The sequence below is a fragment of the Colwellia sp. TT2012 genome (assembly GCF_001440345.1).
Lineage (GTDB): Bacteria > Pseudomonadota > Gammaproteobacteria > Enterobacterales > Alteromonadaceae > Colwellia.
Window position 1 is genome coordinate 653,876 of record NZ_LJYX01000017.1, and the last position, 22,948, is coordinate 676,823.

Consider the following 22,948-nt stretch of genomic DNA (forward strand, 5'->3'; position numbering starts at 1 on the left):
TAACGCTGATAATCAGATAAAGGGGAATATTGAGCAAGTGCTGCTTATCCAGAGTTCAGGTTACTTAGTTAAATTATATTTGTTAACGGCTTTATTCGCTTTTTCTACTATATCTCAAGTAAGCCAAGATGAGCCTACTTTCTCTATTGGTGCGTTCAATGAATCTGAAGGAGATCGTGCTGGTGCCGAAATATCGGTATCTGTAAAAGGAGATATGTTTGGCGGGAGACTAAGTGGCACCTTGTATAATGGTGGTAATAACGTTAAAACAGCTGAAATAACGAGTTACTTTTCTACTGATGGTCATTTTTACCCTGAAGGTAATACAACTACAACCGAGTTTGAAAGTAATGAGCTTTACCTTGGCTTTTCAGGATTTGCCTTTGTACATTTAGATCAATTAATAAATCCATATCTCGGTTTAGGTTTTTTTATTGGAAAAACACAGCACTGTACCAGTCACGAAGAGGAATTTGAGAACTGTACAGATGATCCAGTACTTGCTGTTTATCCTGAATTTGGCATTGAATTTAACATTGAAAGTATCCAAATCACACCTTATATTCGACGTTATTACGATACCAGTGACTCACACAAGTCTGGCAATGTTTACGGTATTAACGTGGGCATAAGATTTTAGACTTTACTTAATGTTATCCCTCAAGCAGACAAAACAACATTTGCTGCACATACATTGATTTAAGTTAATTTTTATCAGGTAATTTACCTCAATAAACTAAACAAAATCTAATGAAATATCGGTACAGCCTTTTACACAACGTACGCCTGTTGGTCCAGCTTGCTCAGGGGTATGGAGTTTTAACGGTTGTTTACAGATTTTACATAATACGGTTTTACCTAACATCACCTGTTTAAGCAGTTTCTTTTGCTCAAAAAAGGATGATTGGCTTGCTTTTTGTAAGGCGGAAAATTGCTTTAGATCTATGTTCATATACGTCCTAAACTCGCTTGATTTGTAGAGAATAATACCATTTTATAGCGAGTAATAGCCCAGTTAGTCAAAATTACCACAAAATAAACGCTATCAAACTGTCCCTTTAACGGCGTGGCACTTGAGAAAAACAGCGGCTGACTTTTACTTTGCTGGGCAAGCCGTTAAAGAAAAACTTTGCTTGTTTGCTAGTAATAACCGACCGAAGTTAAGCACAACTTTTAACGAGAAAATAGTACTGAGCAGTCGATTTACCCTCATTTATTCGCTCATCTTCAAAAAGTTATTGCCGCTTGGATCTTCGGGACAACATGTCAGCTCACGGCTCATATTCATAGTCATTACTGTAATATTTGCCGATTATTATTATCAATGCGTTATTTTAGCTTTGCACCGACCATAAACCTAGTAAAATAACGGCAAAGCCCTAACGACTTCTTGCCAATATGCCTATAGATAATAGCTGTTCAGAAAATCAGGACGACGCCACCACTAAAAACCAACAAAAGTTTGAGTGGCATATCAAAGTCGATGGGCACGTTAATGGCACTGCCATTTCAATATTAGAAAGTTATCGTGATGGCCAAAGTAATTCACCACAAACGTCGTTATCAACAGCAGCGTTAAAGCAGGCCATTAGTAAAGGCGCCTTATGGTTAACGCCGGCAAAAAATAAAAAACAAACACAACGATTACGCCGGATAAAAAAACAATTACTCCCTGGTGATGAACTGCATTTTTATTACAATAGTACAGTGCTGTCAACACCGGTTCCACCAGCAATACTCATTGAAGATTTAGTTGATTACAGCGTCTGGTATAAACCCTACGGTATGTTATCGCAGGGCTCTAAATGGAGTGATCATTGCACCATTGCCCGCTTTGCTCAGCAAAACTTGCCAAACGAGCGCCCAGCTTTTATTGTCCATCGATTAGATAGAGCGGCGACTGGCTTGATATTAATAGCGCACAGTAAAAAAGCGGCACGGGCGCTGTCAGCAATGTTTGAGCAACACCAGTTAGAGAAAAATTATCATATTATTGTTCATGGTGATCACAGTAAAAGACCACAACCAGAAGTTATTACCGCTGACATTGATGGCAAGAGTGCCCGCAGTACCTTTACTTGCTTGGCCTATGATAGCTGTGCCGATCGCTCATTAATAAAAGTCAAAATAGACAGTGGTAGAAAGCATCAAATCAGACTACATGCGGCAAGTATTGGCCTGCCTGTGGTCGGTGATAGATTACATGGTATAGCAAATGATAGTGAGCCGTGTAATTTGCAGCTGTGTGCGGTTAGCTTACGCTTCACTTGCCCGCTCACCCCTGAGATCACATCAGTAAGTGCTGGAACAGTCACTAAAAAAGAGCGATATTTTGAGTTGCCAGAAACATTAAAGCCTCAGTTATCACCGAGGCTTTAAATTTATAGATGAACCCTATTCATCAGAGCAGAGCGACTATACCCAACGCTTAGATACAATAATTAAAGTCAGCATCTTCAAGTAGAGATAAGCTATTACCAACCAACTCTTTACTGGCAATCGCAGTTAAAATCTTTAAGCCTTGCTGACGTTGCTCTAGTGTCAGTGCTTGATAAGGTAAACGAATGTTTTTAGGCACCGCATCTGTCATCATTAACGCAGTATTAATGGCAATAGGGTTAGGCTCACAAAATAGCCAGGCCATTAAATCTGCTACTTGTTCATTAAGTTGTGTGGTTTGTGTTAAATTTTCTTTATCCATTAACTGGCGCATAATGCCGGGGATAATATTTGAAGTAACTGAAATCACGCCATGTGAGCCATGTTCATGACGCCCAGCATAACTTTCATCATCATTACCGGACCAACAAGCAATACCTTGTTTTTCATAATAGGCAATGCGTTCGTTACCGGCACATTCTTTCACACCAATAAAGTTTTTATGCGAGGCTAAAGGCTCAATGAATTCTGGGGTTAAGTCTTGTCCCGTTCTCCCTGGAACGTTATAAATAAAGGCAGGACCTATATCGAGTACTATTTTTAAGTGCTCAATTACCCCTTTAAGCGAAGTACGACCATAGTATGGGTTTATCTGTAGTGCGGCATCCATACCTATAGCAAAACCATATTCGGTGGCTTTTATTGCTTCACGGGTATTATTACTACCGGTATTACCCACAATAATTAATTTATCGCCAAAGTTATGCACACAATGAGCAATTAGCATTAAGTGCTCTTCCCAGCTAAGTAAGTGCCCTTCCCCGGTAGTACCACCGACCACAATACCATCAACACCGGCCGCGATTTGCTGCTGTATTAAGAAATCGTAACTTTTTAAACAAACTTCCCCTTTTTCAGTGTAGGGCGTTTTTATTGCGGTAATTAAACTTGCTGCTTTTAATCGCTTCATGAACTGTCTCTAATTTTTTATTTGATTTTAATTAAGGTAAATCAGTAAATTCTTGCCAGTTAGTCTAACAATGACCGGTGTTATCAACAACCCGTGTCATGATATATTCTTCATTGGTTAATCTATGTTGATAATGAAATTTTTTATGATCCAATGATAACACCTTATACACTTGATAATTATCATCATTATTTAAATCTGCGGCATATATTTCATCATTAATCAGTTCGTTTTTTGTTAAGGTAAAGTGAATATCTGCCACTAAGCCCCAATCACCAAGCTCGGTAACTTGCTCAATAATTACGCCATTAACATCCAGCGTAATAAAGGTAAATTCAAAACTGCCATCACTACTAAGCTCAGCATACTCAACGGTTTCATTACCTTGCTCATCGATATCATTTCGATACCAGCGGCCAAAAAGTAACGCTCTTGCATAGGTTTTTTTACTCACTAGGTATTGTCCTTCATTTTACTATGTGGAATTATAATTTAAAATTATTAGTTATTCATAAAAATTACAAATCTGAATCAACAGACTTGTGGTTATGGCTAACTAGCGGCGACTAACGATTCGATTTTCACTGTGCCATTGAGCTTATTCAAACTAAAGTTACTTTGCCTTGTTACCGAAAAGACGGGGTAATTTCAGCCATGATTTTTACTAACCATGACAACTATGCTGACTAGAAAAATTAAACACGGTAAAAAGCATTAAGCTCTTTACCCAGTTTTTAATTACATGACTCAAGGCTTATGCCCTCTATTTTATATTTTTTTAACTTCATAAAAAAATTATGATGTAACTTTAGAGAAAAAGGTTTAAATTTATCGACAAATAAATACCTGAAGGATAGATGAACGATGTCAGCCCCAAAAGTACAGTTATTATTAACCGGTAATGAGTTGATGACCGGCGATATTGTTGACAGTAACTCCGCCATGATGGCACAAACACTAAAAGAAATTGGACTTAAAATTAACCGCAAGGTCACCGTTGCTGATGATTTGGCACTGCTGGTCAGTGAAATTACTTACATGGCAAGTACTAGTGATCTATTAATAATTAATGGTGGCTTAGGCCCAACGGTGGATGATTTAACAGCCCAAGCTTTAGCGCTTGCCATCGGGGTAGAGTTAAACCAACACCCACAAGCGCTGAGTCATTTAACCCACTGGTGCCTGCAACGCGGGACAGAATTAAATGCCCCTAACCTCAAACAAGCCATATTACCTAAAGGCTGCCAAATAATAGCCAATAGCAGTGGCAGTGCCGTTGGTTTTTCTGTGCGTTATAAAGATTGTGACATTTACTGTACCCCAGGTGTTCCGCACGAACTAAAAACCATGTTAATAGAGCAAATAGTGCCGATTATCGCTAAAAACATACCGAGTGATTTAATCACTGACGTCACTCGTCTACAGGTTTTTGGCTTAGGTGAGTCAAGTTTACAAAAAGCAATTGATGAGCAACTGCCCAATTGGCCGACAGAAATAGAACTGGGTTTTCGTGCGGGTATGCCCTTACTTGAAATAAAGCTAACCACAAATACCAAGCAAGGTTTGGCATTAAAATCACTTTGGCAAAATAAATTAGTCAATGTGCTTGGCGATCATTTAATCGCTGAGGTGCAAGGCAAGCCAAAATCGCTGGCGGAACACCTGCTCAATCAATTACAACAGCACAATATAAAAGTCACCACAGCCGAGTCATGTACTGGCGGCCTCATTGCCAGTAAATTAACTGAGATTAGTGGCTCATCGAGCAGCTTTGAGGCCGGTTTTGTCACTTATAGCAACGAAATGAAAACAGCTATGCTAGATGTTCCCGCAAGTATTTTAGCGCAAGAAGGTGCGGTAAGTGAGGCTGTGGTGATCGCCATGGCGCAAGGTGCATTATTAAAATCTAAGGCTGATATTGCCATAGCGGTATCCGGAATTGCCGGACCCAATGGCGGCAGTAAAGATAAACCTGTGGGTACCGTTTGGTTTGCTTGGGGCCGCCTGGGAGATATCAAAACTCAATGTTTACAATTACCTTATAAAAGACGTCAATTTCAACAATTTGTCGCGGCAATAGGGCTAGACTTACTCCGTAGATACCAACAAAATTTAACGACTATACCAAACTATATTACCGAAAGAGCTTTTCCTCCTCAGTAAAGGGCAATAATGATAGACAAAACCTTAACAAGATATAAACTAGAATCAATATAACCAGCGGATAAATCATCGCTTAATCATTGCTTAGTCTAGTAAAAATTTATATATTAAGACAAAGTGTAAAAAGAAATAACACATGAATATCAGGAGCCTATTGTGATAGAGAAAAATTTTATAACCAGTGGCCGAAATACCATTATTCACAAGATAAAGAAGTTCGACTTACTTATTATTAATGGTGAGAAGTTGGTTGTCATTATTAGCCATCGTGGCATTGGTATTTATAAGGGTGAAGTACCCGCGAAACGCTCTATTGCTAAAAAAGCATATCAAGACATTGTTAATATTTCATCTACGGAAATTTTTGGTGAAGAGAAAACACTCTTATTCATCCAAGCTCTTGATGGTGTAGAGTATAAAATTGATTACTCTAAAGAAGGTACCACTAGCTTTATTAAAATTCATCAAAACCATTACATATAAGTTAAGTCTACATCAAGCCAACTTACGAGTAGACATAACATAATAATTATAAAATAACAACAGCATCTATCCGTTATTTGGCTCAGCAGTGTTTAACGGTTAGGGGAGCACAGTAATGACCAAAGCCAGTTTAATTTGCAATGACAAGAATAATATCGATTTAGTGTTAGAGCCAATTAAAGGGGGTGACACGATTTCCACCTCAACTATCAATGAGCTAATAGAGGCATCAGAGTATAAAAAGCTTCGCATCAACAATGGTAATGTGAAAAATGCCATTGCTGAGTTAAATGATGTGCTCAAACCATTGCAAGATAAAAATACTGGTAGAACTATACGCTATGAAGTGCTTGAGCGCGTTGACGCGAAAATTAATATAACCATAGAAGCGGATGAAATGGGTGCTAGTGCAGAAATCACCAGCGCTCAAGGCGGTAAACATCTAACGGCAAAAGCCATATTAACTGCGGCACAAGCCGCTGGGGTAAAAAAAGGTTTTAGTAAAGATCATTTAATCCAACTGGCACAACTTGCCGCCAAAGAAGCGCCTAACAATCAAGTTGAGTTGCAAATTGCCACAGGAAAAATAGCAATTAATGGTAAAGATGCCATTATAAAACCCTTGGTTGAAAGTTCACAAACACGCATTCTCAAACCTAAAAAACGCGAAGATGGTAGCGTAGACATGCGAGACCTTGGCGATATCATCTGTGTAAAGGTTGGTGATCCTCTGGCCAAAAAGGTCCCCTTAACCAAGGGTGAACAAGGTTACACGGTAACGGCTACGCCTTTATCCGCAGAGCCAGGTAATGATATCGAACTCGTTGCTGGGCAAGGTACCAATATAAGCTCACAAAATACTAATCTTTTAGTTTCAGAGAAAGTTGGCCTGCCTAAACTCATTAACAACGGTATGGAAGTTGATGAGGTATATAAAATTAAAAATGTCACCGTGGCTACCGGTAATATCAATTTTACTGGCAGTGTTATTATTGATGGCGATATTACCGAAGGCATGAAAGTTACCGCTTCTGGCGATATTACCGTTGGTGGTTTTGTTGAGTCGGCAACTTTAGAAGCCGGTGGTGATATTACCATTACTGGTGGTATTATTGGCCGAAAACATGATACTGAAAAAACCCAGATTACCGATATCACTATGAGTGTAAATATTCATGCTAAAGGCAGTGTTTATGCCAAGTATGGACAATATGCACAAATCACCTGTGCTCAAGACGTACGTATTGAAAACCAGTTACTACACAGTATTTTGGATATTAATGGTCGCCTATGGATAGGTAAAGAGGGTAAAGCTGATGGTAAACTCATCGGCGGCTATACCAAAGCAGGCTCTTCAGTTAATGCCGGCATAATTGGTGCTACTGCGGGTAGTAATACCGTAGTTAATTTTGAGCATAAAATCCTAAAATTTAAAAATGATATTCAGCAAGTAGATGAGTTACTCAAAATAGAGTCGGATAAAACCAATGAATTAAAAGCGACGATAAATAAATTAAAGAAACTACCTAAAGATAAAGCAAAACCAGAGTTAATAGCCAAAATAGTGCCAACCTACCAATATCATGCCAATAAAATGGGTGAAAAACTTAATGAAAAAAGCAGCCTTGAAAACAGCCTACAAGAGTACATGGCTAGTGTTTATCTTGAAGCAACCGAAAAACTTTATCATGGCGTTGAGCTAATTATCGGTGACTTTAATGAGAAAACACGCCGAGAGTATGGTCCAAGTAAAATGATTTATCATGAGAGAAAGATACTTATTGACCCTATAGTGAATACCTAACAGTTATGGTAAACACCTCAACGCTAAAATATTGTACGCTGCTCTTTTTCACCTTACCCTTAAGCCAGCAGGTCTATGCCCAGCAATGCTCCATTCATCTTAATTATGGGATTATTATTGCCCCTAAACATATCCGCATCGTCGATCAAGGTAAAACCCAAGTACAAATTAACAATAGCGAGCAACTTTTTATTAAAGGTAGGGAAGTTTCCTTATCTATAGAGCAGCAACAACTGTTAAATAGCTTCAGTAGCGGGATCCGCCAACAAGTCCCGGAAATAATCGCTATGGCTATTGAAGGCGTAGATATTGCGTTAAAAGCAATCAATGAAATGATTGCTGGCTTAACGGGGGAAAACAGCGCTGCACAACAAAAAGTACAAGCCAAATTTGATGAGATAAAATGGCGCATACGTGCACGTTTTAATCAAAGTGCCAATAACTATTATATCGCGCCACAAGACTTAAATGATGTTGATGAAATGTTAACCGGTGAATTTGAACAAGAGATAGAAGCGATAATTTCAACCTCTATCGGTTCAATATTAGCCGCAGTGGGTCAGTCAATATTAGTTGACCGTGATAGCAACGAATACGTTGCTGAAACACGAATAACCACCTTTGCTAAGCGATTAACAAACATTAGTACCAGCTTGGATAACGATGTGACTAAACGTAGTCAAGCACTTGATAAAAAAACGGCTATTTTTTGTCAAAAACTGAGTCGATTAGATGAAATTGAAACTCAGCTTCACCAAGCCATACCCGTATTAAAAGCATATAACCTTATCGATATATCTAACTAAGCTGAACTCTGGATAATGACTGAATAATACTCAAGTAAAATCAACGAGTTACGCTTAATTAAAAATCAACAAGCAAGTAGGGTTATTATATAGCCCTCCCCTCAAAAAAGAAAAAAACCCAAGACACTCCTTAGAGTATATTGGGCCTTGCAACAAAAACAACCTAATAGCTGTATATAATAGCAATTTAACTCTGTTGCTGAGTCGCAACAAACTTAATGGCTATGGTATTACATATTCGGGTAGTTTGGCCCACCAGTGCCTTCCGGCGTTACCCAAGTAATATTCTGACTTGGGTCTTTAATATCGCACGTTTTACAGTGAATACAATTTTGCGCATTAATAATAAACTTATCACCTTGCTCAGTTTTTTCAACTTCATACACTCCGGCAGGACAATATAGCTGTGCGGGTTCATTATATTTCAATAAATTAACACTAATAGGAATGTCAGCATCTTTGAGTTTTAAATGACAAGGCTGCTCTTCTTCATGATTGGTATTAGATAAAAATACCGAAGACAGTTTATCAAAACTTAATTTATTATCTGGTTTTGCATACTTAATCACTGGAACATCAGCCGCAAGCTTCAGTTGGGCATGATCTAGGCTATCATCTTTAAAATTAAACGGTAATTTACCGGAGAAAAAATTCTGATCTAAAGTGTTATAAGCGCCACCTAATAAAGTACCAAACTTGTGCATCGCTGGACCAAAATTACGGGTGTTGTATAGTTCTTCATATAACCAAGAGTCTTTATAGAGTTGGCTGAAGTGCGTTAAATCCTGCTTACCTGCTTCGGCAATACCTTCATCATTAATCAATACTTGGGCAATGGCTTCAGCCGCTAACATGCCTGATTTCATTGCGGTATGATTACCTTTAATTTTAGCAAAATTAATGGTACCGGCGTCACAGCCCACCAATAATCCACCCGGCATGGTCATTTTAGGTAATGAATTAAAACCACCTTTCGCCATAGCTCGTGCACCATAGGAAACGCGTTTACCCCCTTCAAGGTATTGACTAATTTTAGGGTGATGTTTATAACGCTGAAACTCATCAAAAGGGCTTAGATGTGGGTTGCTGTAATTTAAATCAACAATTAAACCAACAAATACCTGATTATTTTCTGCATGATAAAGGTAACCACCACCGGTAGTTCCTTTATCTAACGGCCAACCAGCAGTGTGTACCACTAGACCTTCTTGATGTTTTTCTGGCGCTATGTCCCAAATTTCTTTAAAACCTAAACCGTAATGTTGTGGCGAGCTGTTTTCATCAAGGTTAAATTTTTCAATTAACTCTTTACCTAAGTGACCGCGACAGCCCTCAGCAAAAACCGTGTACTTAGCGCGTAATTCCATACCTGGCATAAAGGAGTCTTTTTCTTTGCCCTCGGCATCTAGCCCCATATCACCGGTGATAACACCACCAACACTACCATCATCATTATATATGATACTTTGCGCTGGGAAACCGGGGAAAATTTCAACACCTAGTTGCTCTGCTTGCTCAGCTAACCAGCGACAAACATTACCCATGCTAACAATATAGTTGCCGTCATTATGCATAGTTTTGGGTACGGCAAAGTTAGGTAACTTGATAGCTGAATTTTCATTCGTTAATAGATAAATATCATCAGCAGTTACTTTGGTGGTTAATGGTGCATTTCTTTGTTGCCAATCAGGAAATAATTCATTTAAAGATCTTGGTTCAAAAACAGCGCCGGAAAGAATATGCGCGCCCACTTCTGAGCCTTTTTCAACCACACAAACCATTAACTCTTGCTGCTTATCTTGTGCTAGTTGCATTAAGCGACAAGCCGTTGATAAACCTGCAGGGCCAGCACCAACAATGACTACGTCAAATTCCATCGATTCGCGTTCCATAAGATCTCCCAGTATTATTATATTTAGACTGTTAAGTTTTCAGTAAAATTCAAACATGCGTTTGATATTCAAACAAGTGTTTGATAGTATCTTATAACAGATGTCCAAGCAAGGCACTGTTACAAGCACTTATCTAGATTGTATCTTAGTTTAAAAGTTTTCACCAAGATTACGTTGACGTTGACGTAAGCCAGGGGTATCTTTTAACTATTATTGTAAATTAACAAACCTTTTCAGAGGCTGCGATGAAAGTATTAGTTCCGATTAAACGTGTTATTGACTATAACGTCAAAGTTCGAGTAAAACCCGATCATTCCAATGTAGATCTTGCCAATACAAAAATGGCGATCAACCCTTTTTGTGAAATTGCCATTGAAGAAGCGGTACGTTTAAAAGAAGCGGGTATCGCAACAGAGGTAATTGCAATTTCTATCGGTGATAAGTCTTGCCAAGAACAATTGCGTACCGCATTAGCCTTAGGTGCCGATCGCGCTATTCAAATTGAAACGAATGAAAACCTAGATGCATTGAACATTGCTAAATTATTGCAAAAAGTGGTTGAAGAAGAGCAACCGCAACTTGTTATTTTAGGTAAACAGTCCATTGATAGTGACAACAATCAAACTGGCCAGATGCTAGCGGCACTTACAGGTATGCCACAAGGTACCTTTGCCTCAGAAGTGAAGTTTATTGACGATAAAGTCAATGTTACCCGTGAGGTTGATGGCGGTTTACAAACTGTTGCGCTTAACTTGCCCGCTATTGTAACCACAGATTTACGCTTAAACGAACCTCGCTACGCTTCATTACCTAATATTATGAAAGCTAAGCGTAAGCCATTAGTAGTAAGACCAGCGGCAGATTTTGGCATTGATTTAAGCCCACGTACTAAATTATTAAAAGTTACTCCGCCAGCAGAGCGCAAAGCCGGTGTTATGGTAAAAAGTATTGATGAATTAATTGATAAATTAAGAAATGAAGCCAAGGTGATCTCATGAGTATTTTAGTAATTGTTGAACACGACAACAGCTCGTTAAAAGCTGAGACCCTAAAAACAGTAGGCGCTGCGCAAAAAATTGGTGGTGATATAACACTACTGGTGGCAGGCTTAAATTGTCAAGATGTTGTTGATGCGGCAGCAAAAGTCAATGGCGTCAATAAAGTAATAGTCTGTGATAATGTCGTTTATGAACATCAGCTTGCTGAAAATCTTAGTTTATTAGTCACTGAATTAGCGAGCGATTATGAACACATTCTGGCAACAGCGCTAACTACCGGCAAAAACTTTATGCCTAGAGTTGCCGCGTTATTAGATGTTGCGCAAATTTCTGATATTATTGACGTTGAAAGTAGTGATACTTTTATTCGCCCTATTTATGCCGGCAACGCGATTGCAACCGTACAAAGTTTAGATAACAAAAAGGTTATCACTGTCCGTACTACTGGCTTTGATGCGGTAGCAACCGATGGCAATGCTGAAGTTGTTAAATTAGATACGGTTACTGATGCTGGTATATCAAGCCATGTAAGTGACGAGTTAACTGTCTCTGAGCGACCTGATCTAGGCGCAGCTACTGTGATAATTTCTGGTGGTCGCGGTATGCAAAATGGCGATAACTTTAAATTACTTGAAGGTATTGCCGACAAACTTGGCGCAGCTATTGGCGCATCACGTGCTGCTGTTGATGCTGGCTTTGTGCCAAACGACATGCAAGTTGGTCAAACAGGTAAAATTGTTGCTCCTGACTTATACATTGCCGTCGGTATCAGTGGTGCTATCCAGCATTTAGCCGGTATGAAAGACTCAAAAGTCATTGTCGCTATCAATAAAGATCCCGAAGCGCCAATCTTCCAAGTTGCAGATTACGGTATTGTTGCTGACTTATTTGATGCTTTACCTGAGTTAGAAAGCAAGCTTTAAAATATTCAGGCAATAATATACCCCTAACAAGCGGTTTTCAGCGTGTTCTAGCCTTGATATAATAAAACCACAGTGACTATTAACGTTGCTGTGGTTTTATTTTATCTGAAATTTGATTAACCAGTTTAGCTAAGAGTATTGAGTGATATATGAAAAATAATTTGTCTAGTTTAAGTGATTTAGCCGCAGCTTTTGGTAAAGCCCCCATTGAGCGTGATAAATTGACACCAGCAAGTGATGACACACTGGTCTATTCAACTGACACTGGCCGCATTAACCAACAGAAGGAAAAAACGGTTACGCCAAGTGATGGTTTTGCCAAGGTCAGACGTGAAACAAAAGGGCGAAAAGGCAAAGGTGTTGTGGTCATCAGCGGCCTAGGTCTAGACAACAAGGCACTAAAAGAATTAGCAAAAAAACTTAAAAAGACCTGCGGCAGTGGTGGCTCAGTCGTTGGCGAAACCATTGAGGTTCAAGGCGATAAGCGTGATGTAATACAGCAGGTGCTAGAAAAGGCGGGTTTTAACGTTAAGTTTACCGGCGGTTAAGGCTCTACGCTAGCTAGGCTTTATTATTACCGAGTTAAATTTCATAAGCTTTTCTGCCGGCTAAGGCATGCGATAGGGTATTACCATCAACATACTCTAACTCCCCACCCACAGGAACACCGTGGGCAATTCTAGTAATATTAATTTGATATTGCTGGGCAAGCTCAGCAATATAGTGCGCGGTTGCCTCCCCTTCTACCGTAGGGTTAGTTGCTAAGATAACCTCACTAAACTGACCACTAGCAAATTGTTTAGTTAATATATCTAAACCTAAGTCATCTGGCCCTATGCCATCAATAGGGGATAAATGCCCCATCAAGACAAAATATTTACCAAAGAACTCACCGGTTTGCTCTATAGCAATAACATCACCCGGTGTCTCTACAATACAAAGCTTAGTCGCTAACTGTCGTTTAGGGTTTTGACAAATTTCACAGAGTGGTTCTTCGGTAAAGTTACGACACTGTTGGCAATGGCCAATATCTGTCATCGCCTTTGCTAAGGTTTTGGCGAGTTTACTACCGCCACGTCGGTTACGCTCAAGTAACTGGAATGCCATGCGTTGTGCTGACTTAGCGCCAACCCCAGGTAAACATTTTAGTGAATCAATTAACTCTTGCACAAGTGGACTAAATTTCATAGGTAACTGCTTTTATTTTAAATTTAATGACAGGCTGATAAAAAAATCGCCTTATGAAAAAAAGTAATAGTCAATATCGGCTCTTTTTCAAAACATAAGGCTAATTTTAATAAAACTAATGGCTAAATAGTAGTGGCTTATCGAAAATATTTGCTCATCTTTCAGTTAACTGCTGCAGAAGAGAGTCGCAGCTGTCTTAGAGCAGAGGGTAATTCAGTAAACATCATGTTAAAGTGTGGGGTAAAATAACGATGAGCAGAAAAATCTCACTGCTAGACAAGGTGGCCAATGGATTAATTTTTTATACTTTATAAGTAGTTAGGTAAAGAATAAGTTTTGCTGATAGTAACATTATCAGTGATAGCATTGCCGAAGTTATTATCGATGAATGAATTGAAGTATCTTTAGAAATGGTTGAAGAGCATGATAACTTTCTTACCAATATTTTTAAGGGTGATTATGGTGTTTTACTCAATAAAATCAATAACTATTCATATAGTCCTGAAGCACAATTCATCATGGGTTCTATCGTACAAATAGTGGCGGTTGCCGCGGTGAATTATAATGAGCAAGGCGAGCAATCTAGCAAAGCGATTACTGATAAACGCATCATTGACCAATTAAATGTCAGGACATTTTAGATTTAGGCTGGCAGCAAGCTAGAGTTTGGCTGCAACGAGAATTAGCTCATAGCAATATAGCCCCCGTCGCAGTTAGTTAGTTATTGATGTTGTCTGATAATAACCACTGATAAAACTCATCCTCAAAATAAACCAGAGTCCAGGCATCATGGTCTTTCATACCAATACGCCATTAACCTTAAAGCTTGTGGCGCGCATGTTTCCTTTAGCAATTAAATCACAATTTTAACAAAGTTATTTTTGCCAACAACTTAACCTAGCCATCTTATAATTAACGGCTCTGTTGTCGCATTAATCAAATTAGCTACAGCCATTATGTAGAGACGCTTGCAAAGGATTTACGCTTTAAACCCTTAATGTGCTGGCAGCCCTTAGTTATAAGCCTTTGGGCAGGCAACAACAATAATCTATAACAGAGCCATGTTTTTATTGGTACAACTTATCGATGCGATTACTGCTCCACTGATGGATAATATTGCCAATAATACAAACAAAAAAAGGGGTCTGATTAGACCCTATTAAGTATGGTTAGCCCTGCCTTTTGCCATTATCAGTATTTTAGCTTCTACCACACATGATATATCCGAAGACAATAAATAATTTATGCTTTTGTTACCTATACCCTATTAATGATTGCCTCTATCGCCTTAAAAACAATCTCAGCAACCATATGTTTATTCCGTTTTTTAATCGGTAACAGCTAATTGTTTTAGCTTACTATTGCCTTTATTGCTTGGAAATTCTTTTTAGATATGGCAAGCCGGTGTTATGGGAAAAATTTTCTGACAGCATAGGCCATTGATGGCGCACTTGCTGGTTGGTTATTAGCCTTTACAACTACCAGCCAAATGTTGAACAAACTGAAGCAACTAAACAGGGTATACTATTATCCTTTACCATTTTACCGGCGTTAGGCTGATTTTCTGTTGCCTGGCTAATACGAAAACATACCTTAACAGAGCAGCAAGTAGTTAAAATACAAGCACAATTAAAGACTGCTACTAGTTAACATATTGGCAAACATGTTAGAATTAAACCGTTAAAATTCAAAGTATTTACCACTAAATTTGCCAACTTAGGAATAACATGGCCACTATATACGAAGTTTCAAAACTTGCTGGCGTTTCTTTAGCAACGGTTTCTCGTGTGATAAATAAAAATCCACGAGTCAGCGATAAAACACGTCAAAAAGTTTTTGACGCAATGACTGAACGGGGCTATCGCCCTAATTTTATTGCCCAGTCAGTAATAGCGCAAGGACACTCAACTATTGCCCGTATCGCTAGTCTCCAATTTAAAACCGATTCAAAAAGACAGATTAGCCAGTTATAAACGAGCATTAGCAGAAAGTAATATCCCTTTTAGTGACACGTTATATTTTGAAGGCGACTTTAAAGAGACCGGTGGCAGTGACGGTTTAAACCATTTTCTTGAGAGTAAGCAGAAATTTAGTGCATTAATTTGTGCCAATGATGAGATGGCTTCGGGGGCAATTACTTATGCCAGAGAGCGAGGGTTTTCTTTACCTAAAGATCTATCGATAATAGGCTTTGATAATATCATTTTTGCACGACATACCTACCCGAAACTGACTACCATAGATAATCCAGTAAATTTAATGGGCACCATGGCAGCAAAGTTAATGCCGTAACTAGTGACATTGAAAAATAAACACCTTTGAACGAGAAGTAAGACAAAAGATGATGAATTCACAAGATAGGCAAGTAATCAATCTAGTTGCTGATATTGGTGGTACAAATATCAGGTTGGCAATGACTGATAAGAATAATAATCTCAACGAAATTGAAACCTATCAGTGTCAGCAGTTTGCCCACTTAAGTACGGTAATTTATCAATACTTAACCAAAAAAAAACTACTTAACACACGCGTTAATGCCTGTTTAGCCATAGCCTGCCCTGTTGATAGCGATGCTATCGCCATGACCAACTTGCCCTGGCAGTTTTCACAAAAACAGCTGAAAGCAGAGCTTAAGTTAAATAGCTTAACGCTAATAAATGATTACACCGCAATCGCTATGGCCATTCCTTTATTGAATGATAAGCAAAAGATAAAAATTGGCGGCGGAGAAGCAGTGAAGAACCAACCAATAGCGGTCTGTGGTCCGGGAACAGGGCTGGGGGTTGCTAATTTAGTGAACATCAATAATCACTGGCACTGTTTAGGTGGCGAAGGAGGTCATATCGACTTTGCCCCTGTCGATGAACTTGATGTTAAAATATTTGAACAATTAAAAACGACAAAAAATCGCATTTCTTATGAACAGCTACTCTCTGGTTACGGCTTAGAGCAAATATATCACGCATTAACGGTTATTATGGCAAATGACAAAGCCCCTGCAGCGACTAAACTAACGGCTAAAGATATTAGTGCACAAGCATTAAATGGCAACTGCCCGATAAGCACACAGGCTTTATCACAGTTTTGTAAAATTTTAGGCAGCTTTGCCGGTAACTTAGCCTTAACCACAGGCTCCATTGGTGGTGTATATATCGCGGGTGGTATAGTGCCGAGGTTTGTCGATTATTTAAAAAACAGTGAGTTTAGAGCAAGGTTTGAAACTAAAGGTCGTATGTCGTATTTAAACAAACAAACGCCGACTTACATCATCACCGAAAGCCAACCAGGTTTACTCGGTGCTGCCGCTTATCTTAACCAGGTTTGCCCATAATTTTACCGAAAATAGCAGGAAAAAAAAGCTCAAGGATCTCTTGAGCTTTTATTCTTTAAAATACACCCTCTTTAAAAACGCCAGTTTGAAAATAATCTGGCTTCGAAAGCAGCCTAAAAAGGCATTTTCATACCTGGTGGTAATTGCATCCCGCCAGTAAGTGCGCCCATCTTATCTTTGTTTTGCTCTTCAACACGACGTACCGCATCATTTACCGCTGCAGCAAGTAAGTCTTCAATCATGTCTTTATCATCGTCCATTAAGCTGTCATCAAGCTCAACACGACGAACACTGTGACTACCGGTCATAGTTACTTTAACCATGCCAGCACCTGCTTCACCAACAACTTCCATTTTTGCCAGCTCTTCTTGCGCTTTAGCCATTTTGGCCTGCATTTGTTGGGCTTGTTTCATTAAGTTGCCCATTCCGCCTTTCATCATGATATTTTCTCCGATATTACTAGGTTGACTATTTTTACATTGATTGTCTTATTTTACCTGAAAGACAGCAAGTTTTGAATGTAAATGAAGTGATTAAATACTCTAGGGTAAAGTCTATTTCAGCGTAGCGTTTGAGTTAACGTGGCGCAATGCTCTCTTCATTCAAGCTTGCCTGAAAAGTATCTTGCAAGGCAATCACCACAGCATCTTCTTTTAATAAAGCTTTAACATAATCAAGTCGTTTGTCATTAATTTGCACTTGAATTTGATAAGGGTCGGCCACCGTCTCTTCAACGATATTGAGTGTTACGGTAACTTGACGAGATAAAAACTGACAAATATAGCTTTGTAATTGTTGCTGAGCAACATCGGTTTTTAAATGCCTGGTTGCCTGATTTAATAGCAAGATCAAGTTATCATCAGTAGAGTCTTCACTGATGGTAGCATGTATCGCTAATTGCCTAATACGGGCGGTGAGCTGCATAGAGTCAATCATATGCGCCCATTTATCGACTTGGTTTGCTTTAGTTATGGTCGCAGGATTAATGTTATCTTGATGAAACGGAGCTTCCGGCTCGGGCACTATAACAGCACTTGCCGTTGCTGCCACTTGTGACTCAACAGGTGCTGCTATAGCGCTACCTTTACTACTATCTAGGTTACTAGATTGACGCAGAGCTGCGTCACTTGGCTTTTTTGCATGCTTCTCCAGCTCTTTCTTGCGACTGCGTAACATATTTCGTGTTGCCAGCACTGAAGCTACTGGGCTATCAATACTAAGCTGGCCGTCTTGTTGATTAACAAGAGGAGTTGGCTTTTGTTGCTCGTTACTCTTGACTATTGATGTTGTTGGCCGAGGAATAGCGGCTATTTCATCTGGAATAACAGCTGCTTCGCTTGGCATACCAGCAGCTTGGTGTGACATTGCCCTGTCGCTATTGCTAAAATCGTCAGCTTGTTGCTCAATGGCGAGCATTTGTTCATTCAATTCATTTTGTTGAATGTTATCCGGAGTAATAAAAGGCTCAATAACATCAGGGTTAACCATAGGCTCGGATTGAGTATCGACCACTGCAGTTTTCGTGGTAGTGGCAACTACTGGCTTTTGGTCTAAAGCAGCAGTACTTGGCGGTATTTGAGCGGTTTTTGCTAATGCAACATCATTAAAGTTAACCTCGTTGGGGCTAACTTCATTGGCATAGACATTCGTAGCGACAATTGCTTCACTGCTAAGCGGTGGTTTTTGCATTGGTTTAAAAGCAATTAAACGCAATAAGGTCATATCAAAAGCAGCTTGCTCATCAAAAGCATAGGGTAAATCTTTGCGACCATTGAGGCTTATTTGGTAATACAGTTGCACATCTTCAGCAGACATAGCTTGACTAAACTTTTTCAATAAAGTTAATAAGTCAGCGGGTAAATCGAAATGCTGATCAACTATTTGCAGCAATGCTATTTGATGAAATAATTGAATTAATTCGGCAAATAAGCGGCTATAGCTTGGCGCATAAGAAGCAATTTCTTGTGATAACGCCATTAACGCTTGGCTGTCTTGTTTTAGTAAAGCGACGACCAGCTGGTAAACCCAGTTTTGATCGATACCACCGAGCATCTGTTGAATATTAGCTAAGCTAATATTTCCTTGCCCTTGAGCAATAGCTTGGTCCGTTAAGCTCAATGAATCGCGCATGCTGCCACGAGCGGCTTTAGCGAGTAAAGTTAGGCAGCCTTGCTCATAAGTTACTTGCTCTTTAGATAAGATCTCAGCCAGTTTTTCTTCAATTTGCTTAACGGTTAAGGCTTTTAAATGAAACTGCAAACAACGTGATAACACGGTAACAGGCAGTTTTTGTGGATCAGTGGTTGCTAAAATAAATTTAACATGCTCCGGCGGCTCTTCTAAAGTTTTTAACAAGGCATTAAAACTATGACGTGATAGCATATGTACTTCATCTATCAAGTAAACCTTAAAGCGTCCTCGGCTTGGAGCATATTGCACATTATCAAGAATTTCTCGAGTATCATCTACTTTAGTTTTAGACGCGGCATCAATTTCTAACAGGTCAACAAAGCGACCTTGATCTATATCGATACAGGCATCACATTCGCCACAAGGCTTAGCTGTAATGCCAATTTCACAATTAAGACTTTTAGCAAAAATTCGGGCAATGGTGGTTTTACCGACACCTCGAGTGCCGGTAAAAAGATAGGCATGATGCAAGCGCTGTTGAGATAAAGCATTGGCAAGCACATTGACCACATGCTCTTGCCCTATCAATTCTTGAAAATTTTTAGGTCGCCATTTTCTCGCTAAAACTTGATAACTCATATTAAATTACTTTTTGATGCGGTGAAAAATCATTCACCTTGATACTGAATAAGCGAAAAAGGGGTAATATTAAGCTCTGCAAGGCGTTTTTCGCCACCTAAATCGGGTAAAGAAATGACAAAGCCTGCGTCTTGTACTTGCGCACCTAGGCGTCGAATCAATTTAGTTGTTGCCTCTATGGTACCACCCGTTGCTAATAAATCATCAATGATCAGTACCTTGTCTGCAGAATTTAATGCATCTTGGTGAATCTCTAAGACATCTTCACCGTACTCTAATTTATAAGCCTGTGCATAGGTATCACGAGGTAATTTCCCCGGTTTTCTTACGGGTATAAAACCTATTTCTAAAGCTAACGCTAAAGGTGCACCAAAGAGGAATCCTCGAGCTTCAGTACCAACCACCTTGGTAAAGCCTTTATTTTTATAGGCCTCAGCTAAGAGTTCAATTGTTAATGAAAAAGCTTGAGCATCTTCTAATATACTGGTGACATCACGAAACATGATGCCTTTAACGGGGTAATCTGGCACAGTATGTATCGCATTAAGCAACTGCTGCTGTTGGGAATCATTCATGATAGCAAAGCAGAAAGCCTTAGATGGGCTCTCTGTAATAGTAATAAATAGATAAACAAATCATAAAGCAATTCTGCTAATTTTTACAGCGATAAAACACTAGCTTAAGCAATATTATAAATTAACTTGCAAGGGTTCGCATTCAAAGTTCGAATCAGTGAGTTCAGATAACAAAGCAAGGAATTTATCCTTATTAATGGGCTTATCAATAGCTTTATCAAAGAGTGAGTATTCTGGCAGATTTTTCAGGCTATCAATGCCCTGGGTAGTCATAAAGATAATTTTTGTTTCAGCAAATTCAGGGATATTTTTTAGATTTTTAGTAAGCTGTAAACCATCCATCAAAGGCATTAAATGGTCGATAACAAAGAGTTGGTAGTTACCTTGTTGCGCTTTCCCTAGTGCATCAAGTCCATTAATAGCTTTATCAACATTATGCCCTTGTGAAATGAGCAACTCTGTTAGCATATCTTGAACCGCTTTTTTGTCATCAACAACTAAAATATTCATATACAATTTTTAAACAGTAAGAGCTAATTTGGCGCGGATCTTACCCTATAATTATTACAGTATATAGGGTTATCTTAGATAAATTATGAAACAGTATGATTCAAATCTAACGTAAACTTAGCACTAATGTGTAATTTTTTTGCCAAGGGAGCCTTTACTTGGCCAGTTTAAGGCGCGGACGTTTAGGGCTAGCTGTACTGTTAGGGTTAACATAGACACTACTTGCATTAGGTCTAGCCCCTTCAACCCAAGGCGATGAGGGTGTTTTTTTAATACCTTTGTTAGTTTTTTTCTTAGCGTAATCCTTTTTATCATTAGCCGATGTTGAATTACCACTAGCAGAGCTAACCATTTTCTTACTTCTTTCTACATGATATTTTTTATCAATAGCCTGCAACAAGTTTCGTAAAACCTGATCTTTACATTCTCGATAATGTTTATGATCTACTTTACGCGAAAATGCACTTAACTCCGGTTTACTCAGGCGAAAGTCTACCTCACTGAGTAGAGAAATTATTTGCTCGGCTTGTAAATTTAAGGCTATTTTAAGTTTTGTTAAAATAATATTATTAGATAGACGCTTTTCGGGTATTGCCTGGACACCGGGCTTTTTACCTCGTTTTTCATTGATAAAACCATTTAAAAACACCGCTAACTTGGTATCAAATAGAGCAACAAAATCGCTATCATCGTCTTTTTTCAGCCATTGACTTATCTGCTCACGAGTGACGTCCTCACCGGCAGAGGCAAAGATCGCTACCATTTGTTTATCATTAAAATTAAAGGTATAACGCAAGCGGCGCAAAATATCATTATTGTTCACGGTAAAATCCAGTACATAAGCATAAGAAGGCTATTATACACACTAAGGCTAATAGCAAACATATAAGTTAATGAAATACTTCTCGGCTAAAGTGTAGGTGTTTACCAGACGTCATTAATGTTTTAAAGTCATCCTGATTAACACAAAGTAGTGTCTCATGATCCCCAGCTTCGAGGTAAACTTTTTTTAGTTGAGTTAACTCTTGCGCACAAACCATACTCAAATGATAAGCTTCAGCTGCAGGAGGCACTGCACCAAGATTACAATCAGAGAAAAGCTGATAGACTTCATGCTCCTTCATTAATTGATAGCTACCATGTAAATTTTCATTAAGTACTGACAGGTTAATTTTATCAGCCGCGGGTAATATCGCCATTAATTTTTTGTCTTCGTGGTTTTTTAACAACACAGCCTTGGCTATTTGTTTTAATGATATATTTGCCGTGATGGCAGTGCCTATAGAACTGTTACTGTGAAAGTGTTCAACTTCTTGGTACGGAATACTTTTTTCATTCAAGTAACGGGTAAGTCTGGTTGAAATATTCATATAAACCTCGATACATTAAGTACACTTATTACAGTATAGCCATATATACACTAAGTTACTTGCTAAGTAATATTATGCCTACCGGCTGGCCTAACAACGACAAAAACGGGCACTACCCCGTCTTTATGGCTTAGCTAAACATAAGTTTTGTGATTAACCACCACACTTTTTACTTTTGTCTTTCATTTTACCTTCACCACATTTACCTTCACCACACTTTCCTTTTTTAGCAGCTTTCATTTTACCTTCGCCACATTTACCCTTGCTGTGATTTTTCATCATACTTTCGCCACATTTTCCCTTGCTGTGGTCTTTCATCATACTTTCGCCACATTTTCCCTTGGTATGGCCTTTCATCTTACCTTCACCGCATTTACCCTTGCTATGATCTTTCATCTTACCTTCACCGCATTTTCCCTTGCTATGGCCTTTCATTTTACCTTCACCGCATTTACCCTTGGTATGGCCTTTCATTTTACCTTCACCGCATTTTCCCTTGCTGTGGTCTTTCATTTTACCTTCGCCACATTTGCCCTCAGCGTGATCCGCAGCAATGGTTACTAATTCATTTGCGGCAAAAGGGTTTGCTTCAGCTTTTACTACATTACTAGCAAAAAGGCTAAAAGCAAGTAAGCCAAGTACAGCTGCTAGTGATGATGTCTTAACTATATTCATGATTTATTTCCTTTAATTTAGACTTGTATTTGGGTGTTCTCATATTATTGAGATTTATTTATATGACTTTTTACATAGACCTGCGCGGCTAATTAAATCTTTCAATTTTTTA

22 protein-coding genes and 2 pseudogenes are annotated in these 22,948 nt (G+C 38.9%); 12 read left to right on the top strand and 12 right to left on the bottom strand.

The genetic code is table 11. The annotated features are described in order from the left end of the window. Positions 1–37: 37 nt before the first annotated feature. On the top strand, positions 38–640 hold the full coding sequence (locus ASU03_RS12490; RefSeq protein ID WP_057832098.1) for a hypothetical protein: 603 nt from the start codon (positions 38–40) through the stop codon (positions 638–640). Positions 641–736: 96 nt separating this feature from the next. Here ASU03_RS12490 and ASU03_RS12495 read toward each other — a convergent pair whose 3' ends face one another. Beyond that, on the bottom strand, positions 737–952 hold the full coding sequence (locus ASU03_RS12495) for a hypothetical protein (RefSeq protein WP_057832099.1): 216 nt from the start codon (positions 950–952) through the stop codon (positions 737–739). Between the two features lie 446 nt (positions 953–1,398). On the opposite strand from ASU03_RS12495, the gene ASU03_RS12500 reads away from it, so the two are divergent. Further along, positions 1,399–2,379 (top strand): RluA family pseudouridine synthase, encoded by a 981-nt coding sequence (locus tag ASU03_RS12500; RefSeq protein WP_057832100.1) that lies wholly within the window; start codon positions 1,399–1,401, stop codon positions 2,377–2,379. A 49-nt stretch (positions 2,380–2,428) separates the two neighbouring features. Here ASU03_RS12500 and dapA read toward each other — a convergent pair whose 3' ends face one another. Continuing rightward, positions 2,429–3,349 (bottom strand): 4-hydroxy-tetrahydrodipicolinate synthase, encoded by a 921-nt coding sequence (gene dapA / locus ASU03_RS12505; RefSeq protein WP_057832101.1) that lies wholly within the window; start codon positions 3,347–3,349, stop codon positions 2,429–2,431. A 64-nt stretch (positions 3,350–3,413) separates the two neighbouring features. Next, the gene (locus ASU03_RS12510) at positions 3,414–3,803 is read right to left on the bottom strand and encodes a hypothetical protein (protein ID WP_057832102.1); all 390 of its coding nucleotides are present in this window, start codon (positions 3,801–3,803) and stop codon (positions 3,414–3,416) included. 410 nt (positions 3,804–4,213) lie between these two features. Between ASU03_RS12510 and ASU03_RS12515 the strand changes: the two genes are divergently transcribed. The 4 genes from ASU03_RS12515 (at position 4,214) to ASU03_RS12530 (ending at position 8,605) form a co-directional block, all read left to right on the top strand. Beyond that, entirely contained in the window at positions 4,214–5,512 is a 1,299-nt protein-coding gene (locus tag ASU03_RS12515) for a CinA family nicotinamide mononucleotide deamidase-related protein (RefSeq protein WP_057832103.1), read from the top strand. A gap of 156 nt (positions 5,513–5,668) precedes the next feature. Further along, positions 5,669–5,995 carry a hypothetical protein gene (locus tag ASU03_RS12520; RefSeq protein ID WP_057832104.1) on the top strand — a complete coding sequence of 109 codons (327 nt, stop codon included), beginning with the start codon at positions 5,669–5,671 and terminating at the stop codon, positions 5,993–5,995. 115 nt (positions 5,996–6,110) lie between these two features. After that, positions 6,111–7,799, top strand: coding sequence for a DUF342 domain-containing protein (locus tag ASU03_RS12525; RefSeq protein WP_057832105.1), 1,689 nt, complete (start codon positions 6,111–6,113; stop codon positions 7,797–7,799). A 5-nt stretch (positions 7,800–7,804) separates the two neighbouring features. Further along, a complete protein-coding gene (locus ASU03_RS12530; protein WP_057832106.1) occupies positions 7,805–8,605 on the top strand; it encodes a DUF2884 family protein in 801 nt (266 codons plus the stop codon). A gap of 230 nt (positions 8,606–8,835) precedes the next feature. Here ASU03_RS12530 and ASU03_RS12535 read toward each other — a convergent pair whose 3' ends face one another. Next, positions 8,836–10,497 (bottom strand): electron transfer flavoprotein-ubiquinone oxidoreductase, encoded by a 1,662-nt coding sequence (locus ASU03_RS12535; protein WP_057832107.1) that lies wholly within the window; start codon positions 10,495–10,497, stop codon positions 8,836–8,838. Positions 10,498–10,742: 245 nt separating this feature from the next. Between ASU03_RS12535 and ASU03_RS12540 the strand changes: the two genes are divergently transcribed. The 3 genes from ASU03_RS12540 to ASU03_RS12550 all read left to right on the top strand — a co-directional run bounded on the left by ASU03_RS12540 (position 10,743) and on the right by ASU03_RS12550 (position 12,966). Continuing rightward, complete coding sequence (locus tag ASU03_RS12540; protein ID WP_057832108.1) at positions 10,743–11,495, top strand: electron transfer flavoprotein subunit beta/FixA family protein; 753 nt, start codon at positions 10,743–10,745, stop codon at positions 11,493–11,495. After that, positions 11,492–12,418, top strand: coding sequence for an electron transfer flavoprotein subunit alpha/FixB family protein (locus ASU03_RS12545; protein WP_057832109.1), 927 nt, complete (start codon positions 11,492–11,494; stop codon positions 12,416–12,418). The genes ASU03_RS12540 and ASU03_RS12545 overlap by 4 nt, the downstream gene beginning before the upstream one ends. Positions 12,419–12,639: 221 nt before the next feature. After that, positions 12,640–12,966: a translation initiation factor gene (locus ASU03_RS12550; protein ID WP_057832273.1), complete on the top strand. Its 327-nt coding sequence runs from the start codon at positions 12,640–12,642 to the stop codon at positions 12,964–12,966. Between the two features lie 34 nt (positions 12,967–13,000). Here the strand turns inward: ASU03_RS12550 and recR are convergent, their stop codons facing one another. Further along, complete coding sequence (gene recR / locus ASU03_RS12555) at positions 13,001–13,606, bottom strand: recombination mediator RecR (RefSeq protein ID WP_057832110.1); 606 nt, start codon at positions 13,604–13,606, stop codon at positions 13,001–13,003. 410 nt (positions 13,607–14,016) lie between these two features. Between recR and ASU03_RS12560 the strand changes: the two genes are divergently transcribed. The 3 genes and pseudogenes from ASU03_RS12560 to ASU03_RS12570 all read left to right on the top strand — a co-directional run bounded on the left by ASU03_RS12560 (position 14,017) and on the right by ASU03_RS12570 (position 16,937). Next, positions 14,017–14,247, top strand: a complete 231-nt coding sequence (locus ASU03_RS12560) for a hypothetical protein (RefSeq protein WP_057832111.1) — start codon at positions 14,017–14,019, stop codon at positions 14,245–14,247. A 1,086-nt stretch (positions 14,248–15,333) separates the two neighbouring features. Then, positions 15,334–15,892: pseudogene (locus ASU03_RS12565) on the top strand (LacI family DNA-binding transcriptional regulator); the annotation flags it as partial. Positions 15,893–15,947: 55 nt separating this feature from the next. Continuing rightward, a complete protein-coding gene (locus tag ASU03_RS12570) occupies positions 15,948–16,937 on the top strand; it encodes a glucokinase (protein ID WP_057832112.1) in 990 nt (329 codons plus the stop codon). A gap of 113 nt (positions 16,938–17,050) precedes the next feature. Here ASU03_RS12570 and ASU03_RS12575 read toward each other — a convergent pair whose 3' ends face one another. From ASU03_RS12575 to ASU03_RS12605, 7 genes and pseudogenes are all read right to left on the bottom strand, one after another. Further along, entirely contained in the window at positions 17,051–17,380 is a 330-nt protein-coding gene (locus ASU03_RS12575) for a YbaB/EbfC family nucleoid-associated protein (RefSeq protein WP_088568907.1), read from the bottom strand. Between the two features lie 133 nt (positions 17,381–17,513). Beyond that, complete coding sequence (dnaX, locus tag ASU03_RS12580) at positions 17,514–19,706, bottom strand: DNA polymerase III subunit gamma/tau (protein ID WP_057832113.1); 2,193 nt, start codon at positions 19,704–19,706, stop codon at positions 17,514–17,516. A 29-nt stretch (positions 19,707–19,735) separates the two neighbouring features. After that, the gene (gene apt, locus ASU03_RS12585) at positions 19,736–20,281 is read right to left on the bottom strand and encodes an adenine phosphoribosyltransferase (RefSeq protein ID WP_057832114.1); all 546 of its coding nucleotides are present in this window, start codon (positions 20,279–20,281) and stop codon (positions 19,736–19,738) included. 114 nt (positions 20,282–20,395) lie between these two features. Further along, positions 20,396–20,791: a response regulator gene (locus tag ASU03_RS12590; protein ID WP_057832115.1), complete on the bottom strand. Its 396-nt coding sequence runs from the start codon at positions 20,789–20,791 to the stop codon at positions 20,396–20,398. A 364-nt stretch (positions 20,792–21,155) separates the two neighbouring features. Then, positions 21,156–21,614: pseudogene (locus ASU03_RS21535) on the bottom strand (DUF1456 family protein); the annotation flags it as partial. Between the two features lie 67 nt (positions 21,615–21,681). Next, positions 21,682–22,161: an aminoacyl-tRNA deacylase gene (locus ASU03_RS12600; RefSeq protein WP_057832117.1), complete on the bottom strand. Its 480-nt coding sequence runs from the start codon at positions 22,159–22,161 to the stop codon at positions 21,682–21,684. A 153-nt stretch (positions 22,162–22,314) separates the two neighbouring features. Continuing rightward, positions 22,315–22,836 (bottom strand): HvfA family oxazolone/thioamide-modified RiPP metallophore, encoded by a 522-nt coding sequence (locus tag ASU03_RS12605; protein ID WP_057832118.1) that lies wholly within the window; start codon positions 22,834–22,836, stop codon positions 22,315–22,317. Positions 22,837–22,948 lie beyond the last annotated feature (112 nt).

Excerpts from the sequence above, each read along its gene's own strand:
- ASU03_RS12495 (WP_057832099.1), bottom strand. The coding sequence starts at position 952 with ATGAACATAGATCTAAAGCAATTTTCCGCCTTACAAAAAGCAAGCCAA.
- ASU03_RS12500 (WP_057832100.1), top strand. The coding sequence starts at position 1,399 with ATGCCTATAGATAATAGCTGTTCAGAAAATCAGGACGACGCCACCACT.
- dapA (WP_057832101.1), bottom strand. The coding sequence starts at position 3,349 with ATGAAGCGATTAAAAGCAGCAAGTTTAATTACCGCAATAAAAACGCCC.
- ASU03_RS12515 (WP_057832103.1), top strand. The coding sequence starts at position 4,214 with ATGTCAGCCCCAAAAGTACAGTTATTATTAACCGGTAATGAGTTGATG.
- ASU03_RS12525 (WP_057832105.1), top strand. The coding sequence starts at position 6,111 with ATGACCAAAGCCAGTTTAATTTGCAATGACAAGAATAATATCGATTTA.
- ASU03_RS12530 (WP_057832106.1), top strand. The coding sequence starts at position 7,805 with ATGGTAAACACCTCAACGCTAAAATATTGTACGCTGCTCTTTTTCACC.
- ASU03_RS12535 (WP_057832107.1), bottom strand. The coding sequence starts at position 10,497 with ATGGAACGCGAATCGATGGAATTTGACGTAGTCATTGTTGGTGCTGGC.
- ASU03_RS12540 (WP_057832108.1), top strand. The coding sequence starts at position 10,743 with ATGAAAGTATTAGTTCCGATTAAACGTGTTATTGACTATAACGTCAAA.
- ASU03_RS12545 (WP_057832109.1), top strand. The coding sequence starts at position 11,492 with ATGAGTATTTTAGTAATTGTTGAACACGACAACAGCTCGTTAAAAGCT.
- recR (WP_057832110.1), bottom strand. The coding sequence starts at position 13,606 with ATGAAATTTAGTCCACTTGTGCAAGAGTTAATTGATTCACTAAAATGT.
- ASU03_RS12560 (WP_057832111.1), top strand. The coding sequence starts at position 14,017 with ATGGTTGAAGAGCATGATAACTTTCTTACCAATATTTTTAAGGGTGAT.
- ASU03_RS12570 (WP_057832112.1), top strand. The coding sequence starts at position 15,948 with ATGATGAATTCACAAGATAGGCAAGTAATCAATCTAGTTGCTGATATT.
- dnaX (WP_057832113.1), bottom strand. The coding sequence starts at position 19,706 with ATGAGTTATCAAGTTTTAGCGAGAAAATGGCGACCTAAAAATTTTCAA.
- apt (WP_057832114.1), bottom strand. The coding sequence starts at position 20,281 with ATGAATGATTCCCAACAGCAGCAGTTGCTTAATGCGATACATACTGTG.
- ASU03_RS12590 (WP_057832115.1), bottom strand. The coding sequence starts at position 20,791 with ATGAATATTTTAGTTGTTGATGACAAAAAAGCGGTTCAAGATATGCTA.
- ASU03_RS12600 (WP_057832117.1), bottom strand. The coding sequence starts at position 22,161 with ATGAATATTTCAACCAGACTTACCCGTTACTTGAATGAAAAAAGTATT.
- ASU03_RS12605 (WP_057832118.1), bottom strand. The coding sequence starts at position 22,836 with ATGAATATAGTTAAGACATCATCACTAGCAGCTGTACTTGGCTTACTT.